This is a genomic window from Blautia sp. TM10-2 (genome assembly GCF_003480845.1).
GTDB classification, from domain to species: Bacteria; Bacillota; Clostridia; order Lachnospirales; family Lachnospiraceae; genus Fusicatenibacter; species Fusicatenibacter saccharivorans.
Window position 1 is genome coordinate 73,249 of the sequence record NZ_QUJZ01000017.1, and the last position, 17,793, is coordinate 91,041.

17 protein-coding genes and 1 other RNA gene are annotated in these 17,793 nt (G+C 50.5%); 14 read left to right on the forward strand and 4 right to left on the reverse strand.

The window, feature by feature from the left end:
- The first annotated feature begins 91 nt into the window (after nt 1-91).
- Both tuf and DXD92_RS16110 read left to right on the forward strand, forming a co-directional pair.
- The gene (gene tuf, locus DXD92_RS16105; RefSeq protein ID WP_022463261.1) at nt 92-1,285 is read left to right on the forward strand and encodes an elongation factor Tu; all 1,194 of its coding nucleotides are present in this window, start codon (nt 92-94) and stop codon (nt 1,283-1,285) included.
- Between the two features lie 131 nt (nt 1,286-1,416).
- Nucleotides 1,417-1,707 (forward strand): hypothetical protein, encoded by a 291-nt coding sequence (locus DXD92_RS16110; protein WP_147397741.1) that lies wholly within the window; start codon nt 1,417-1,419, stop codon nt 1,705-1,707.
- A 111-nt stretch (nt 1,708-1,818) separates the two neighbouring features.
- Here DXD92_RS16110 and asnA read toward each other — a convergent pair whose 3' ends face one another.
- The 3 genes from asnA to DXD92_RS16125 all read right to left on the reverse strand — a co-directional run bounded on the left by asnA (nt 1,819) and on the right by DXD92_RS16125 (nt 4,775).
- Nucleotides 1,819-2,832: an aspartate--ammonia ligase gene (gene asnA, locus DXD92_RS16115; RefSeq protein WP_022463264.1), complete on the reverse strand. Its 1,014-nt coding sequence runs from the start codon at nt 2,830-2,832 to the stop codon at nt 1,819-1,821.
- A gap of 214 nt (nt 2,833-3,046) precedes the next feature.
- The gene (locus DXD92_RS16120) at nt 3,047-3,898 is read right to left on the reverse strand and encodes a sugar phosphate isomerase/epimerase family protein (protein ID WP_117805070.1); all 852 of its coding nucleotides are present in this window, start codon (nt 3,896-3,898) and stop codon (nt 3,047-3,049) included.
- A gap of 133 nt (nt 3,899-4,031) precedes the next feature.
- Nucleotides 4,032-4,775: a ThuA domain-containing protein gene (locus DXD92_RS16125; RefSeq protein WP_118641036.1), complete on the reverse strand. Its 744-nt coding sequence runs from the start codon at nt 4,773-4,775 to the stop codon at nt 4,032-4,034.
- Nucleotides 4,776-4,989: 214 nt separating this feature from the next.
- Here DXD92_RS16125 and ffs point away from each other — a divergent pair.
- The 9 genes from ffs (at nt 4,990) to DXD92_RS16170 (ending at nt 13,220) form a co-directional block, all read left to right on the forward strand.
- An RNA gene (gene ffs, locus DXD92_RS16130) (signal recognition particle sRNA large type) lies at nt 4,990-5,252 on the forward strand.
- A 194-nt stretch (nt 5,253-5,446) separates the two neighbouring features.
- Nucleotides 5,447-6,526: a 6-phosphofructokinase gene (locus tag DXD92_RS16135; RefSeq protein ID WP_022463267.1), complete on the forward strand. Its 1,080-nt coding sequence runs from the start codon at nt 5,447-5,449 to the stop codon at nt 6,524-6,526.
- Nucleotides 6,527-6,669: 143 nt separating this feature from the next.
- Complete coding sequence (gene dnaX, locus DXD92_RS16140; protein WP_118641038.1) at nt 6,670-8,319, forward strand: DNA polymerase III subunit gamma/tau; 1,650 nt, start codon at nt 6,670-6,672, stop codon at nt 8,317-8,319.
- Between the two features lie 33 nt (nt 8,320-8,352).
- Nucleotides 8,353-8,706: a YbaB/EbfC family nucleoid-associated protein gene (locus DXD92_RS16145; RefSeq protein ID WP_022463269.1), complete on the forward strand. Its 354-nt coding sequence runs from the start codon at nt 8,353-8,355 to the stop codon at nt 8,704-8,706.
- Nucleotides 8,706-9,302: a recombination mediator RecR gene (recR, locus tag DXD92_RS16150; protein WP_022463270.1), complete on the forward strand. Its 597-nt coding sequence runs from the start codon at nt 8,706-8,708 to the stop codon at nt 9,300-9,302. Before DXD92_RS16145 ends, recR begins: the two co-directional genes overlap by 1 nt.
- 2 nt (nt 9,303-9,304) lie before the next feature.
- A complete protein-coding gene (locus DXD92_RS16155; RefSeq protein ID WP_022463271.1) occupies nt 9,305-10,408 on the forward strand; it encodes a LacI family DNA-binding transcriptional regulator in 1,104 nt (367 codons plus the stop codon).
- Nucleotides 10,409-10,688: 280 nt separating this feature from the next.
- Nucleotides 10,689-11,342 carry a fructose-6-phosphate aldolase gene (fsa, locus tag DXD92_RS16160; protein WP_022463272.1) on the forward strand — a complete coding sequence of 218 codons (654 nt, stop codon included), beginning with the start codon at nt 10,689-10,691 and terminating at the stop codon, nt 11,340-11,342.
- Nucleotides 11,343-11,451: 109 nt separating this feature from the next.
- The gene (locus DXD92_RS16165) at nt 11,452-12,291 is read left to right on the forward strand and encodes a transketolase (protein WP_055219293.1); all 840 of its coding nucleotides are present in this window, start codon (nt 11,452-11,454) and stop codon (nt 12,289-12,291) included.
- Complete coding sequence (locus DXD92_RS16170; RefSeq protein WP_055219295.1) at nt 12,279-13,220, forward strand: transketolase family protein; 942 nt, start codon at nt 12,279-12,281, stop codon at nt 13,218-13,220. The genes DXD92_RS16165 and DXD92_RS16170 overlap by 13 nt, the downstream gene beginning before the upstream one ends.
- A gap of 91 nt (nt 13,221-13,311) precedes the next feature.
- Here DXD92_RS16170 and yyaC read toward each other — a convergent pair whose 3' ends face one another.
- Nucleotides 13,312-13,899 (reverse strand): spore protease YyaC, encoded by a 588-nt coding sequence (gene yyaC, locus DXD92_RS16175; RefSeq protein ID WP_022463275.1) that lies wholly within the window; start codon nt 13,897-13,899, stop codon nt 13,312-13,314.
- 200 nt (nt 13,900-14,099) lie between these two features.
- Here yyaC and DXD92_RS16180 point away from each other — a divergent pair, with 200 nt between their 5' ends.
- The 3 genes from DXD92_RS16180 (at nt 14,100) to DXD92_RS16190 (ending at nt 17,394) form a co-directional block, all read left to right on the forward strand.
- A complete protein-coding gene (locus DXD92_RS16180) occupies nt 14,100-15,407 on the forward strand; it encodes a LysM peptidoglycan-binding domain-containing protein (RefSeq protein ID WP_226906423.1) in 1,308 nt (435 codons plus the stop codon).
- Between the two features lie 88 nt (nt 15,408-15,495).
- Nucleotides 15,496-16,692, forward strand: coding sequence for a DUF5711 family protein (locus DXD92_RS16185; RefSeq protein WP_118641040.1), 1,197 nt, complete (start codon nt 15,496-15,498; stop codon nt 16,690-16,692).
- Between the two features lie 12 nt (nt 16,693-16,704).
- Nucleotides 16,705-17,394, forward strand: a complete 690-nt coding sequence (locus DXD92_RS16190) for a CvpA family protein (protein ID WP_055226862.1) — start codon at nt 16,705-16,707, stop codon at nt 17,392-17,394.
- The last annotated feature ends 399 nt before the right edge of the window (nt 17,395-17,793 follow it).

A 17,793-nucleotide genomic window follows, 5' to 3' on the forward strand; every position in this document is an offset into this window, starting at 1 on the left:
ACTTAGCAGGTTTACGATTCAGGTGGGTTCCTGCCACCAATTTAGTCTCAAAAAAGCCCACTGGGCGCAATTTTAAGGAGGACATTTTAAAATGGCTAAAGCTAAATTTGAAAGAACAAAACCGCATTGTAACATTGGTACCATCGGCCACGTTGACCATGGTAAAACAACTCTGACCGCAGCTATCACAAAAGTACTTTCTACCAGAGTAGAAGGAAACACTGCTGAGAACTTCGAAGATATCGATAAAGCTCCGGAAGAGAGAGAGCGTGGTATCACAATCTCTACTGCACACGTTGAGTATCAGACAGAGAAAAGACACTATGCACACGTTGACTGCCCAGGCCATGCTGACTATGTAAAGAACATGATCACTGGTGCTGCACAGATGGACGGAGCTATCCTTGTAGTAGCTGCTACAGACGGTGTTATGGCTCAGACAAAAGAGCACATCCTTCTGTCCCGTCAGGTAGGTGTACCTTACATCGTTGTATTCATGAACAAATGCGATATGGTAGACGACGAAGAGCTGCTTGAGCTGGTAGACATGGAGATCCGTGAGCTGCTGAACGAGTATGACTTCCCGGGAGATGACACTCCGATCATCCAGGGTTCTGCTCTGAAAGCTCTGGAAGATCCGGCTGGCCCATGGGGAGATAAAATCATGGAGCTTATGGATGCAGTAGATAGCTGGATCCCGGATCCGCAGCGTGACACAGATAAAGACTTCATCATGCCTGTAGAGGACGTATTCACCATCACTGGTCGTGGTACTGTTGCTACTGGCCGTGTTGAGGCTGGTGTTCTTCATCTGAATGAGGAAGTTGAAATCGCAGGTCTGAAAGAAGAGACCAAGAAAACTGTTGTAACTGGTATCGAGATGTTCCGTAAACTCCTCGATGAGGCTCAGGCTGGTGATAACATCGGTGCTCTGCTTCGTGGTGTTCAGAGAACAGAGATCGAAAGAGGACAGGTTCTGGCTAAACCAGGTACCGTTCACTGCCATACCAAATTTACCGCTCAGGTATACGTTCTGACAAAAGACGAGGGTGGCCGTCATACTCCATTCTTCAACAACTATCGTCCGCAGTTCTACTTCCGTACAACTGACGTAACAGGTGTTATCACTCTTCCGGAAGGAACTGAGATGTGCATGCCTGGCGATAACGTAGAGATGACCATCGAACTGATCCACCCGATCGCTATGGATCAGGGTCTTACCTTCGCTATCCGTGAGGGTGGCCGTACCGTTGGATCAGGCCGTGTTGCTACTCTGATCGACTAATTATCGGTAGACTATTCTAAATAAAATATAATTGTATCGAAAGATACTTGTGCTCAAACGTAAGAGACCCCGGCGCCGTAAGGCGACCGGGGTTTTTCTGTCTGTATATAGATGATCAAGAACCGCAAAAGTTGAGAGCTGCAAAACAACCGTATGTAATTCCAATCGAAGCAGGTGCCCATACGATTGCGATTACAAGAAAGCCTATGGGAAAAATCGGAGCCGGTGATGTTGCAAATGCAGCCTTTGGAGCTGCTCTTGGCGGCGGACTGGGAGCTGTTTTAGGCGGCCATTTAGGCAAAAAGGCAGTTGGAGAAGATGGATTAAAAAATGCAAAAGTAATAGAGGCCCATGAGGGGGAAACATTTTCTTGTGATGTAAAAGCAGATCTTCGCGGAATGCCGAAGGTTACGTGGATGTAAGATAAAAAAATAAGAAAAAAGAAGAATTCCTGTGCGGAAATACTGCATGGGAATTCTTCTTTTTGATCTTCTGAAAGAAGAACAGAAATTTGAGAAAAGACAGAGAATTTCTTACAGAAGCTGAATATTCATCACATCCATCACCTCTCGTGTCTCCATCGGCCATACCGAGCACTGTACCTCTCCGATGTGCGCTTTGCGCAGGAAAAACATACAGATACGGGACTGTCCGATACCGCCGCCGATTGTCTGCGGGAGAGTGCCGTTCAGAATAGATTTCTGGAAGGGAAGCTTCGCGCGGGACTGGCATCCGCACTCCTTTAACTGGGCGCGGAGAGCATCTGCGTTGACGCGGATACCCATGGAGGAGAGCTCAAGGGCGATGTCAAGCACTGGATAATAAACGATCAGATCGCCGTTTAAGGACCAGTCGTCGTAGTCCGGGGAACGTCCGTCCTGACGCTCTCCGGAAGCAAGCACGCCGCCGATCTGCATAATAAAGACAGCACCTTTTTCTTTGGTGATTGTATACTCTCTTTCCTTTGGAGTCAGATCCGGATAGCGATCCTCAAGTTCCTGGGAAGTGATAAAGAAAATTTCATCCGGCAGAATGGTTTCGATGTAGTCGTACTGGTCTGCCATATGTTTTTCCGTGTTTTTCAGTGCCTCATAGATATCTTTTACGGTACTCTTTAAGAAATCAAGATTGCGTTCTTCCGGGGACATGATTTTTTCCCAGTCCCACTGATCCACGTAAACGGAGTGAATGTTGTCGGTCACCTCGTCCTGGCGGATGGCGTTCATATCGGTGTAGATGCCTTCTCCCTCAGAGAAGCCGTATTTGTGAAGCGCGTACCGTTTCCATTTTGCCAGAGACTGAACAATTTCAGCGGTTTTCTTGGTACCCTGATCCTTTAACTCAAAAGAAACCGGGTGTTCTACGCCATTCAGATTGTCATTCAAGCCGGTTTCCGGCTGTACAAAAAGCGGAGCTGTTACACGGAGCAGATGCAGACGATGTGTCAGCTCGTGCTGGAAATAATCCTTTACTGTTTTAATCGCCACCTGTGTATCGTGGAGGTTTAATGCAGATTTGTAACCCTGCGGAATAATAATTTCTCCCATTACTTTAAAACCCTCTTGTTTTAGATTTGCTTTTCGAATCACGCCTTCTCAAAAAGCTTCAAATTTAGTTTACCATGTTTTCCATGGAAAGCAAGGAAAAGATACGAAAAAACCAAAGATAGTAAAGAATTTTTTCGACATAATTTTTTTGCTGAAATTCTCCCCGGAAATACGAATTTTTCCGAAAATCAGAGCGCTTATGAAAGAGGCGGAATTATTCGGAAACCCACTGGCGCAGAAACGCTGCGGACTGTTCGATGAACGATAACTGATCCGGCGCATCGAAATGCTCGATGGCGAGATAACCGTCGTAATCGCACGCTTCTAAATCTGTAAGAAGCTTTGCCATCGGCAGATATCCCGTTCCGGCCGGTGTCTGGCCAAGGCCGCGGCAGAAACGTCCGTGAACGAGCGGGCTTTCGGCACGATCCTTACAGTGAACATGGACAATATAATCCTTCAGAAGCCAGGCAGCATACGAAACATCCTCATCACTGAAAGCAAAATTTCCGATATCAAGCGTATACCGCAGCCCCGGCACGTGCTCCATAAACCAGAGCAGCGGATATGTGCGTGCAAACGGCTGTAAAAAACCGTCAAAGTCCTCTAAGGTAATCGTAACGCCACGCAAAGCCGCATATTCGGCGAGTGAGGAAAGCGCATGTACCATATTTTGAATCGATTTGTTTTCGGCCATAAAAGTACTCGTTGCCTCATAGGTGCTGCTGCAGGCTGCAAGCTCTGCCGCTTCGGCAGTTTCAAGCGCGCCTGCAACAAACAGGACACGCGAAACCTGCTGCGATGCCGCAGTATCGAGCATCTGCTGTGCTCTGCCAAGATCCGTATCATGGGAAAAATCAAAGGTTTCATGCATACAGCTGATCACCAGCCCCGCATCGGAAAGCATCGGGGCAATGACCTCTTTTTCTGATGCAAACAGACTGTAGTTCATCTCAACAGCCGAAATTCCCTGATCCCTGCAGAACGCGAGCACTTCCGGAATCGTCTTACCGGATTGCTCACACGCCTGTAGAATGTGTTCGTAAAAAACGGAAAGCTTTCTCATATAACATTTCCTCCTGATTTATGCAATGTGTACGCAGATTCCATCCGCGTATTGCAGAACATTTTTGATCGTGAAATCAGACCCCTGTTTTGAAAAAATCAAACGGGATACAGATATCGGTAAACTGCAGTTGCTATTTTTCGTGTGAAGAAAGATACACTTCCTCTGTAGATGGATTCACCCATGCATTATCCAGTGGTGCCGGTCTTCGTACTACAGGAACGCACCAGCGCACCCCGTTTTTGATAATCTTCTGAATCACCGGCATATGGTAAATGGGGTATTCCTCGTGTCCCGGCTGAAAATAGAAAATTTTGCCCAGCCCACGTGTAAAGGTGCATCCGCTGCGGAACACCTCACCGCCTGCAAACCATCCCGTAAATACCACATCATCCGGTTTGGGAATATCAAAAAACTCCCCGTACATCTCTTCCTCCGGAATATCCACCCATGCCGGAATTCCCTGCGCGATCGGATGGGTCGGACACGTACAGAACAGTCTCTCACGATCCCCATGCCGCCACCGAAGCGTCATACTTGTTCCGAGAAGCTTCCGCATAATCTTGGAATAATGCCCTGAATGCAGAACTACCAGCCCCATTCCGGCCAGCACATGACGCCGAACCCGCTCGGCCACATCGTCCGAGAACTCCTCCTGCAGCATATGATTCCAGAACACCAGCACATCGGTATTTGCCAGCACTTCTTCCGTCAGCCCATGCTCCTTCTCGTCAAACACAGCTGTCCGAACCGAAAGCTCCTCCTCTTGTCTCAGAAACTTTGCAATACAGGTGTGAATCCCGTCCGGATAAATCTCTTTCACTTTCTCCTGCGTTCGCTCATGCTGAAACTCATTCCAGACCGTAACTCGTATCATTCGTCCATCCTCCTTCTATAAGAAAAAAATGTATCATTTTCAAAAAATTATCGATAGCAAATCTTGAAAATAATGAAAAAAGCAGTCGTTCACACTCTGCGGTACTGAATTTTTGCGTTATTTTCTGGCCTTACTATAAATTATACTCGTGCTATACCAATATTTCAATTCACAAATTCCTTGACATCCCCTCCGAAATCCCGTATACTAAACAATGCGCAGCCGGGGAGATAGCGGTGCCCTGTACCCGCAATCCGCTACAGCGGGGGTGATGCCAATCCGAGGGCTCTTTCATTGCGAAGCTGCCTTCTATAAGTGACGTTGACGTCTGGGTCTTACGCAACAGGACTCCATGAACCGTGTCAGGGCAGGAATGCAGCAGCACTAAGTGGAATCTCCTGTGTGCCGTGAGGGTGCCTGGGCCGAGTAGGCTGTAGGAGTAACGTTCGTGGTGAGAGTTCGAAGTGCGGCGCGCATAAAAAAGAAAATCCAAGGAAGCCTGAACCCCAGACTTCCTTTTTTCGTACAAAAAATAGAAACTCCCGCGCTTTCTTCCCCCGAACTATTGTGAGAACGAAAAAAATAGGGTATAATGTAAACATTCCATAATACTGCCAAGAAACAAGAAGCAGTCGTGAAAATCTAATAAAGAACAGGATGGGAAAAGTCATATGTTAAGAATTGGTCTGTTAACAAGCGGCGGAGACTGCCAGGCATTAAATGCGACCATGCGCGGAGTCGTAAAAGGCCTTGCAAACAATGTAAAAGATCTCGAAGTATACGGATTCATGAACGGCTATAAAGGCCTCATCTACAGCGATTACCGCATGCTCAGTGCAAAAGATTTTTCCGGTATATTAACACAGGGAGGAACTATTCTCGGAACCTCACGTCAGCCGTTTAAGCTGATGCGTACCCCGGATGCAAACGGTCTGGACAAAGTGGAAGCAATGAAGCATACCTACCACAAGCTCCTTCTGGACTGCCTTGTCATTCTTGGCGGAAACGGAACCCAGAAAACAGCAAACCTCTTGAGAGAGGAAGGACTGAATATTATCCATCTTCCGAAAACCATCGATAATGATATCTACGGAACGGATATGACCTTCGGTTTCTACAGTGCCGTCAATATTGCATCCGATGCGATCGACTGCATCCATACAACAGCCTCCTCTCACCAGAGAGTTTTTATCGTAGAGGTTATGGGTCATAAAGTAGGCTGGCTGACGCTGTACGCCGGAATCGCAAGCGGCGCAGACGTTATCCTGATTCCGGAAATTCCATACGATATTGAAAAAGTATGCGAGGCCATCAACAGACGAAAAGAGCGCGGAAGCGGATTCACCATTCTTGCCGTTGCCGAGGGTGCAATTGCAAAAGAAGACGCAGCACTTCCGAAGAAAGAGCTGAAAAAACGTCAGGAAGAAATCGCAAAGAAATACCCGTCCGTATCCTACAAGATCGCAGAAGAAATCGAGGCAAAGACAGGCATGGAAATCCGCGTCACCGTACCGGGCCACATGCAGCGAGGCGGCAGCCCGTGTCCGTATGACCGTGTCCTTTCCACAAGACTCGGATCCGAGGCAGCACAGCTTATTCTGGACAAACAGTACGGCTACATGGTCGGAATGGTCAACGGAAAAGTAAAGAAAATTCCGCTGGGCGAGTGCGCCGGAAAATTAAAGACCGTAGATCCGAATGCACAGGAAGTCCTGCAGGCAAAACGGATGGGAATCAGCTTCGGCGATTGATGCGTTCCCGAAAAAGGCAAGGAAAAAGAACGGAGGCCTTAAAGCAAGAACAACAAGGTCTCCGTTCTTCTGTTGCACTGCTGTCCAAAAGAAACTGCCGGCGGCAGGCTTCCATGCCGATGCAATAAAAGGAGAAAAATTTTATGAGCTATACTGCTCTGTACCGAAAATTCCGTCCTTCCACCTTTGAGGATGTAAAAGGACAGGATCACATTGTAACAACATTAAAAAATCAGATCCGCGCGGACCGCATCGGTCATGCGTATCTGTTCTGCGGAACCCGCGGAACAGGAAAAACGACGATCGCCAAGATTCTCGCCCGCTCGGTCAACTGCGAACATCCCGTGGACGGAAGCCCGTGCAACGAATGTCCGACGTGTAAGGCGATTCTGGCGGGCGTTTCCACGAACGTCATCGAGATCGATGCGGCATCGAACAACGGTGTCGACAACATCCGTGAAATCCGTGAGGAGGTAGCCTACCGGCCGACACAGGGACGGTATAAAGTCTATATCATCGACGAGGTGCATATGCTTTCTACCGGAGCGTTCAATGCACTCTTAAAAACCCTGGAGGAGCCGCCGTCCTATGTCATCTTCATTCTGGCGACCACAGAGGCAAACAAAATCCCGGTGACGATCCTTTCCAGATGCCAGCGGTACGATTTCCGCCGCATCACGATCGACACCATCGCGGCGCGTCTTGGTGAACTGATGGAAAAAGAGGGCGTGGACGTCGAAGAAAAAGCCATCCGCTACGTCGCAAAGGCGGGCGACGGCTCCATGCGAGACGCGTTAAGCCTCCTGGACCAGTGCATCGCCTTCTACCTCGGGCAGAAGCTGACGTACGATAAAGTTCTTGAAGTTCTCGGAACTGTTGATACCGAAATCTTCAGCCAGATGCTCCGCACGATCCTCGCCGGGGATGTAACGGGAAGCATCCGCACGCTGGAAACCCTTTTAAACCGCGGAAAAGAGCTGGGACAGTTCGTTACCGACTTTACGTGGTATCTGCGGAATCTGCTGTTGGTAAAAAGCGCAGATGAAACCGAAGAACTGCTCGACGTCTCTACAGAAAACCTGAAGCTCTTAAAAGAAGAGAGCACGATGGTAGACGATGAGACGCTGATCCACTATATCCGCGTTTTATCCGAGCTCTCCGGCCAGCTCCGCTATGCGGCGCAGAAGCGCGTGCTCGTTGAGGTGGCGCTCGTCAAACTCTGTAAACCGCAGATGGAGCAGAACATCGAATCCGTGCTGGAACGGCTTAGGATTCTCGAAGAAAAAATGGAGCGCGGAATCCCGATGATGGTGACAAATGCACCGGGAACAGGAAACGGCAGTGCAGGAGGCTCCGGAGCGGCCGGAGACGGCTATGCGGCGGCAGAAACACCGCAGAGTGCACCGGCACCAGTGAAAGCTGCACCGGCGGATTTACAGCGCATCAGCGCGTCCTGGAAGGCAATTGTCGGCCAGACAAGCGGCATGTTCCGCCAGTTTCTGCAGAGCGCCGTTCCGAAATACAACAGCGAGACGGGCGACGCCAAACTGTTTGTTGAGTTTGCAGACCAGCTCGCATCCATCTACGTTGAGCGGCCGGAGGCAGCCGATGAGATCCGCACCATTATTGAACAGATGACTGGAAAAACCGTAGAGGTCCAGCTCATTTTAGCAGACCAGCATGCAAACGCCGCGCTCTCCACGATTTCCGTGGATGATGCACTGACGCAGGCGATTCATGGAATCCCGGTCGAGGAGGACGACGAGAGCGACTTCGACGACGGGGAAGAATAAATTAAAAACAAATTTTTCAGGAGGATATTACCCATGGCAAAAAGAGGAGGATTCCCGGGAGGAATGCCGGGCAACATGAACAATCTGATGAAGCAGGCTCAGAAAATGCAGAAGCAGATGGAAGAGAACCAGAAAGCACTGGAGGAGAAAGAGTTCACTGCGACAGCAGGCGGCGGAGCCGTAGAAGTAACCATTTCCGGTAAAAAAGAAGTAACCAAAGTTAAAATCAGCGAAGATGCCGTAGATCCGGACGACGTAGAAATGCTCGAGGATCTGATCATGGCAGCAACCAACGAAGCACTGCGCAAAGTTGAGGACGAGGCAGCCAAAGCTATGGGCAAACTTGCCGGCGGACTCGGCAGCATGGGCGGAGGATTCCCGTTCTGATGGATTACTACAGCGGATACATCAATCAGTTGATCGAGCAGCTGTCCCATCTGCCTGGCATCGGTGTGAAAACCGCACAGCGACTGGCCTTTCATATTATGAATATGCCAGCCGACCAGGCAAAACGGCTGGCCGATTCGATCACAGAAGCAAAATCCCACGTCCAGTACTGCAAGTGCTGCCAGACCCTGACCGACAAAGAGCTGTGCCCGATCTGCGCAAATGTCAAGCGCGACCACAGCGTGATCATGGTGGTGGAGACGACGCAGGATCTTGCGGCATATGAAAAAACCGGAAAATACGACGGCGTTTACCACGTCCTGCACGGGGCCATCTCCCCGATGCTGGGGATTGGGCCGGACGACATCCGGTTAAAAGAGCTGATGCAGCGCCTCCAGGGCGATGTCTCGGAGGTTATCGTTGCCACGAACTCCAGCCTGGAGGGCGAGACAACGGCCATGTACATCAGCAAGCTGATCAAGCCGACCGGCATCAAGGTGACGCGGATTGCAAGCGGTGTTCCGGTGGGCGGCGATCTGGAAAATATTGACGAAGTCACCCTTCTGCGTGCGTTAGAGGGCAGAACGGAGCTGTAATTATGGGCAGAAAAAAAGTGACATCCAGTGATGTCGCAGCAGCCTCAGGCGTATCCCAGGCGACGGTCTCCATGATCCTGAACCGGCGGGAAAACGTTTCGTTCTCGCGGGAAACCGTAGAAAAAGTGGAGGCGGCGGCAAAAGAGCTGGGCTACCAGATTCCGCGGCGGAAGATGAGAAGAGAGTCGAACGGCAACAAGCTGATCGTCGTCTTCTGTCCGACGCTGACGAATCCTTACTATGTGATGCTGCTGCACGGCATCGAAGAAGTTGCAAAAGAGAAGAATTACGGGGTCTTTGTCTGCAATACGCAGAGGGACCTGAAAATCGAAGAGAATTATCTTCGGATGATGAAGAGTGTGCGCCCGCGCGGCATTATCTACACCTGCAATCCGAGCAGAAGCTGCAAGGAAAAAGTGGAGGAGCTGGCCGCGGAGATTCCGCTTGTCATCATCAACAACCGAGAAGAACTGCTGGAAATTGATGCGGTCGAGCTGAACAATGCAAAACCCGGCAGGCTGATGGCACGCCACCTGCTGGAACTGGGACACCGGCATGTGGCGTTTGTTTCACCTCCGCTGACTTCCAAACAGGGCCAGCGCCTGAAACGCGTGGAGGGCTTTGTGCGCGAGTTTGAGGAGGCAGGATACGGCGACGGCGTGATCGTCAAATCGGCGGATGAGGACCTCGACGAGGTGATCCCGAGCATGGATTCTGAGTACAAGATGGGCTATTATCTGACGAAGGAACTGCTGCGGGAGGACAAGAACCTTACGGCAATCGTCGGCATGAATGATATGATCGCGTTCGGGATCATGGACGCCGTGCTCGAGAGCAAACTGCGCATTCCGGCGGATATTTCCGTAGTGGGATGTGACAACACTGTCTATTCCAGCTTCCGCTCGATTTCCCTGACGACGATCGACCACTATGTGCCATTGAAGGGCCGCGATGCGTGCGATATCATCCTGCGGAAAATCCAGTCTCTTCGGGAAAGCCAGGACGGCAATGAACCCTTAAGCACGTATCATGTCGAGTATGAGCCGAAACTGATCGTGCGGCGCAGCACTTCGTATGCAAGAACCGAAAAATTAAAAAATAAATAGGACGGCTGAAATTATTATTAATAATTTTGAATAAAACAGCTCTGACGCAAACCGGGAAAACACAAAGAAAAGGAAAAACCGGAAAAAATGAGAAAAAATCCGCCAGAATAATTTATAAAATAGTATTTATAAATAATAAAATTAATTAATAAAAATGAGGCAGACTTGACGGAAAAACCAAACATATCTATACTGGAGATAACAGAAAAACGGAGCCGTTCTGCGGAAAACAACAGGCCCCGAAACCTTACGAAAGTATGAATATGGGAGGAAAAACAACATGAGATTTTTCATCGACACAGCAAAAGTAGAGGACATTAAAAAAGCAAACGACATGGGCGTTATCTGCGGCGTTACCACCAACCCGTCCCTGATCGCAAAAGAAGGACGTGACTTCAAAGAGGTCATCAAAGAGATCACCGAGATCGTAGACGGACCGATCAGCGGCGAGGTAAAAGCTACCACAACAGATGCAGAAGGCATGATCAAAGAAGGCCGTGAGATCGCAGCCATCCATCCAAACATGGTTGTTAAAATCCCGATGACCGTAGAAGGACTCAAAGCTGTTAAAGTTCTGAGCGCAGAGGGCATCAAGACAAACGTAACCCTGATCTTCTCCGCAAACCAGGCACTTCTGGCTGCAAGAGCAGGTGCAACTTATGTTTCCCCATTCCTTGGAAGACTCGATGACATCAGCACCCGCGGCGTTGATCTGATCCGTGAAATCGTTGAGATCTTCGACGTAGCCGGCATCGACACCGAGATCATCGCAGCAAGCGTCCGCAACCCGATCCACGTAACCGACTGCGCACTGGCTGGTGCAGACATTGCAACTGTTCCATACAACGTAATCGTGCAGATGACCAAACATCCTCTGACCGACGCCGGAATCGCAAAATTCCAGGCTGACTACAAAGCTGTATTCGGCGAATAAGACCTAAACATGATTGCATAAAAGCTGGAAATATGGTATTGTGAACGAAGTGAACAATAGCGATATTTCCAGCTTTTGATTCCGATCCAACTAAACAAGGAGAAAAGACATGAACAAGTTAGAACTTCAGAAGACGGCCAATGAGATCCGCAAAGGGATCGTCAGCGGCGTTCATGCAGCAAAGGCCGGCCATCCGGGCGGATCTCTGTCTGCAGCCGATATTTTCACGTATCTGTATTTTGAAGAAATGAACGTGGATCCGAAAAATCCAAAAGATCCGGACCGCGATCGTTTTGTACTTTCGAAAGGCCACACAGCGCCGGGACTCTACGCAGCACTGGCTGAAAAAGGTTACTTCCCGAAAGAAGACCTGCTGACCCTTCGTCACCTTGGCTCTTACCTGCAGGGACATCCGGATATGAAACATATCCCGGGCGTTGATATGTCAAGCGGTTCCCTCGGACAGGGAATCTCCGCAGCAGTCGGAATGGCACTCGGTGCAAAACTGCAGAACAAAGCATTTCGTGTTTATACACTTCTTGGCGATGGTGAAATCCAGGAAGGTCAGGTCTGGGAGGCAGCCATGTTTGCCGGAGCAAAACATCTGGACAACCTCGTTGTGATCGTAGACAACAACGGACTTCAGATCGACGGAAACGTAGCAGATGTCAACAGTCCGTACCCGATCGACAAAAAATTCGAGGCATTCAACTTCCACGTAATCAACGTAGCGGACGGCAACGATTTCGATCAGCTGAAAGCTGCATTTGATGAGGCGCGCACCGTAACAGGCATGCCGACCGCCATCATCACAAAGACCGTAAAAGGAAAAGGCGTTTCCTTCATGGAGAACCAGGTAGGCTGGCACGGAAAAGCTCCGAACGATGAAGAGTACGCAATTGCTATGGCAGAACTGGAAAAGGCAGGTGAAGCGTTATGTCAGAAGTAAAGAAAATCGCAACAAGAGAAAGTTACGGTAATGCACTGGTTGAACTTGGCGCAGAGCATGACAATCTGATCGTACTCGACGCTGACCTTGCAGCAGCAACCAAGACCGGTGTGTTCAAAAAAGCATATCCGGACCGCCACATCGACTGTGGTATCGCAGAATGTAATATGATGGGAATCGCTGCCGGTCTTTCCACCACAGGCATCGTTCCGTTCGCAAGCACCTTCGCGATGTTTGCCGCAGGCCGTGCGTTTGAGCAGGTGCGCAACTCCATCGGATACCCGCATCTGAACGTAAAAATCGGTGCTACCCATGCCGGAATTTCCGTAGGAGAAGACGGCGCAACACATCAGTGCAACGAGGATATCGCCCTGATGAGAACCATCCCGGGCATGGTCATCCTGAACCCGGCAGATGATGTAGAGGCAAAAGCCTGCGTGAAAGCAGCTTATGAATACAACGGACCGGTTTACCTTCGTTTCGGACGTCTGGCAGTGCCGGTGATCAACGACAGACCGGATTACAAATTTGAGCTCGGAAAAGGCGTTGTTCTTCGTGAAGGCAAGGATGTCACCATCGTTGCAACAGGCCTTTGCGTAAGCTCCGCTCTGGAAGCAGCAGAGAAACTTGCCGCAGACGGCATTGATGCCAAGATCATCAACATCCACACCATCAAACCGCTGGATGAGGAGCTGATCGTTGCAGCAGCAAAAGAGACTGGCAAAGTCGTAACCGTAGAAGAGCACTCGGTGATCGGAGGACTTGGAAGCGCAGTCTGCGACGCACTGGCAGAGAAATGCCCGGTTCCGGTGAAGAAAATCGGTGTACAGGACGTCTTCGGAGAGTCCGGCCCGGCAGCCGCTCTTCTTGCAAAATACAAACTCGACGGCGAGGGCGTTTACGAGCAGGTAAAAGAGTTCTGTAAATAAGATTTTTCGAAATAAATGACAAAAGAAAACAGGCAGAGGCTACACCGGAAAACGGTGCGGTCTCTGCCTGTTTTGTTGTCTGCAGTTTTTCTTAAAGCAGAAGTTCGCTTGTCCCGGCCGCCTCAAGTTCCCGGCAGGCGAGCAGGATTCCCTGCGAGATGGATTCCGCCATATGGAAAATCGTGGCAAGCCGGGTTGTCTGCAGAAGAAGCTGTTCAAAACTGCCCGATACATTCACAATGCCTGTGATAAAAATATCCCCGACCTCGGGCAGCGTCTTCCCTGCCCCCGCGCCCGGCCGGATCGCCCCGTTTCCGATCGTGATATATCCCTGATGACGCCGCGAACCAAGCGAAGCATCGATCGCAACGAGCAGTGCCTCCGGGTGGCGGGAATGGATGTACGAAATCCGGTCCGGTAGATTCAGGGCGTGCACCGGGTCATCCAGCGTTCCATAGACATGAAAAACGCGGCTGCAGTACGGCGAAAGCTGGTACCCGATCAGCGGTCCTAAGGAATCCCCAGTGATCCGGTCGCTTCCGATGCAGAGAAATACCAGTTCACGGAACATGCGTCCGTCCTTTTGAATGCAGTAAGAAAACAGCGACGCCAGCTCTTCGCTGGCGCTGCGGCTTCGCTCATTGATGTAGTAAACTTCGGCGTCTTTTTTTCGAAACATGACCGGTACCTGCCTTTCAGAAGAATCATCCACAGTTTAACCGTATATGGTATAAACTATTCCTGCAATGAAAAAAACATGACATGCCCTCCGGTGCAGAAAAACGGGAAAACAGTCGGAAAAAACCGTGACAGCCCTGCCCCAAAACGATCTTTTTCGCGGAACATCCGTGATAAAGTAGGCAAAAAGGGGTGAAAAGCATGATTGAGATTGTCTATAAAGAAAACAAAGAGCAGGCGAACGGCAACGAAGGATACTTTCATCTGCCGAAAAATATCCGCCAGGTCGGTGATACGAACGGCAGGGAGCGGATTTATCTGGAAGATTATGTCGGAACCTTTCTGAAAAAATATTTTTCCGCACCGGAGGGACGTGCCGCCATGCTGTTCGGCGAATTTAAGTGGGCGGACGGAATTTCCTACTTTTTTATCCGCAGCGCGGCCGCGATTCATACGATGGAGCCGGCGCCGGATCACCTGGTCTTCGATGATGCAGTATGGACGGAGGTCCACGATGTGATGGAAAAATATTTCAAAAACCAGCAGATCCTCGGCTGGGCACTTTCTCTTCCGGGATACGGGGAGGATCTGAATGAACAGATCATCCGAGCGCATCTGAACCACTTCGGCGGAAATGACAAGACGCTGTTCCGCGTCAACGGACAGGAAAAAGAGGAAACCTTCTATACGTACGAGGGCGGCACCCTGCGGAGCACGGGAGGCTTTTACATTTATTATGAAAAGAATGAGCCGATGCAGTCGTATCTGATCGATCAGAATCAGAACCGGTCGATCGAAAACGGAGAGAGCGTGCCCGACCGCGCGGTCAGCGATTTTCGGAAGATGATTGAGGAGAAGAGCGGGGAGGAGCCGGAACACGATCACAGAAAGCCGATCCTCTATGCGATGACAGCATGCGCGGCTGCGGCGCTTCTTGTAACGGTGACGCAGAAATACGGAGATGCGCTGCCGTTTCCGGGGAAAACAAAGGAGCAGACGGTAGCAGTGGCGGGAAACGTACAGGGAGAGAAGACACAGACGGCGGAGAGTGCAGCGGAAGCATCAGCGGCGGAAGAGGGAAACACAGGGGAAAATACTTCGACGCCGGAAAGCACAGGAACGGAACTGGAAACGGAAAATGAGAGCGGGAGCGCGGCGGTAAGTGAGGAGCAGAATTTATCCGGAACGGATCCGGCAGGCAGCGGAGAGCAAAGCACATCCGGCGGGGAGCAGACTGGTGCAGCGGAGAACAATACCGGTACGGCGCAGACAGATCCAGCACCGGGAGCAGAGCCATCGTCCGCCCCGGGAACTGCTTCCGGCAGTGAGACGGCAGAAACCGCCGCACAGGTCTGGCAGGAGTACACCGTACAGAAGGGGGACAGCCTCTCGAAAATCAGTGAGAGATATTACGGAACGATGAGCAGAGTGAAAGATATCTGCGAACTGAACCAGATCGCGGTGGAAGATCTCATATATGCGGGGCAGAAAATATACCTCCCAAAATAGAGAAAAATATGGTACACTAGAGCGGAATCAAACTGCGGCCGAAAGGGCGGCAGAAAATAAGTCCGAAAAGAACATAAGGGGAATGAAAATGGACGGAAAAAACAGAGAAGAACAGGAGAACGGAGCAAAAGTCCGGGATCTTGAGGAGTATAAAGCAGAAAACAGAAAAAGAAAACGCAGACGCCGGATCACCGTTGGAATCCTTGCAGGAGCCATTCTCGCGGCCGGAATTGGTACAGGGGTATGGCTTCAGCTGCGTACTTTTCAGGGATACGACACAGTACAGGCAACAGAGACCGAGGACATCGATACGTATATGTTTCAGAAATCCGGAAATAAGATCGTGCGCTACGGTATCGACGGCATCGAACTGCGCGACCGGAAAAATCAGACCCTCTGGAGCGATCATTATACCATGGAAAATCCGCAGATGATATCCTGCGGCGATGCAATTGCCATTTACGATAAAAACGGAACCAAAATTGTTGTATACGATGCCGATGGAAAGGCCGGCGAAATTACCGCGTCGTATCCGATCGTGAAAGCATCCATTGCAGGCCAGGGCGTCGTTGCGGCGATTCTGGAAAACAACGGGGAGAGCTGGATCAAATACTATAATACCGATGGAACGGAGATCGCCTCCTCTCACCCGAACATGGACAGCCCGGGCTATCCGATGGATCTCTCACTTTCTGCGGACGGACTCTGGATGGCGGTTTCCTACGCTTACGAAGACGGCGGCAAGATGAAATCACAGGTCGCTTTCTACAATTTCGGAAGCAGGGGCGAGGATCTGGTGGACAATCTTGCAAGCTCATCGAGCTACACCGATATGCTGTGCCCACAGATCGAAACCGCGGGAACATCCTCATGGGTTGCCTTCTTTGACAACGGCTTCCGCGTTTATGAAGGAACAAACAAGCCGAAGGAAACGGTGAGCGTATCGGAAGATGGAGAAATTTTAAGCTGCGCGTATGCGGACGACCGCGTGGTTCTGATTCTGCGCGGGGAGAGTGACGATCATCCTTACCGGATGAAAATCTACAATCTGAAAGGAAAGCAGCTTGCGGATGAAAATCTGGATTTCTATTACCAGAACCTTCAGATAGAAGAAAAACAGATTCTGCTGACGAACCGGCAGGAGCTGTGTGTATATACCTTAAATGGAAGAAAGAAGTACAGCGGCGTGGTCAGCGAAACACAGATTCACGAGATCCTCGGCATGGGGCAGAACCGGTATCTGCTCGCGGAGGAGGACGGCGTTTCGATGATCCGGCTGAAATAGGAGAAGAAAAACATGAATTGGCTGAGATACGTATTACTTGCGGTGTGTATTCTTTCCGCGCTGGCTGGATATCGAAAGGGGCTGGTCCGGACAGTGCTGTCCATGGTGTCCCTGATTCTGGTGACAGGACTGGCGATCTGGATGAATCCGTATGTGACGGATGTGCTGAATGAGCGGACGGAGCTGCCGCAGTATGTGGAGAAGAAATGCTTAGAGACATTTGAAAACAATGAATTTCTGTCGGGGGAAAACCAGGATGTGCAGAAGAAATGGCTGGAGAGCATGGGCGTGCCGGAGGAGCTGGTGAACCAGATTCTCGGAAGCGGCGCGGTGCGGGAGTACCAGGAGGAACAGCTGCACAGTTTGGCATCCTACGCGGCGAAGGCGGTATCGGAAAAGATTATGAAAGGGATTGCTTTCTTTCTGACGCTGGTGCTTGCCGTTGTTTTCGTGACGATTGCGGTGAAAATTGTGGAATTGATTGCGGAGATTCCGGGGATCAGCTTTTTGAACCGCATGGGAGGAGCAGGACTTGGTGTCGTGCGTGCGGTGCTGTGGATCTGGATTTTCTTTGCGGTGGTGTACTGCTTTCAGGCGACACACTGGGGGAATGTATGCATGAAGCAGATCCAGGGCGATATGGCGCTGGCATGGATTCGGGAGAATAATCCGGTGCTGATGCTGTTGAAGAATGTATTATAAGATGAGAAAAAACGGTTCCTTGTGGGGCCGTTTTTTGGTGGGAGGGGGGACGAGGAAAAGCGGGCGTCGTGTGGGCGGCGGATGCGGTGGGAGGGGAGAAACGTGCCGGGGTGCGGGGCTGTGATTTGGGTGGGGCGGAGACCTTGGCGTGGATGGGACGGAACGGGGGAGCACCGAGACAATTCGTCAGGAAAACTGATGTTTTCCCGACTCAGTGTCTCTTGAAATCCGGCTTTGTGAGCCGGATTTCATCTCCCCCGTTCCGTCCCGTCCGCGTCAGGTTCCGCTCCCACCCAAATCAATGCCCCGCGCCCCGGCACGTTTCTCCCCTCCCACCGCATCCGCCGCCCACACGCCGACCGCTTTTTCTCTGAAGTTGAGAGCGGAAGAATCTGCTAG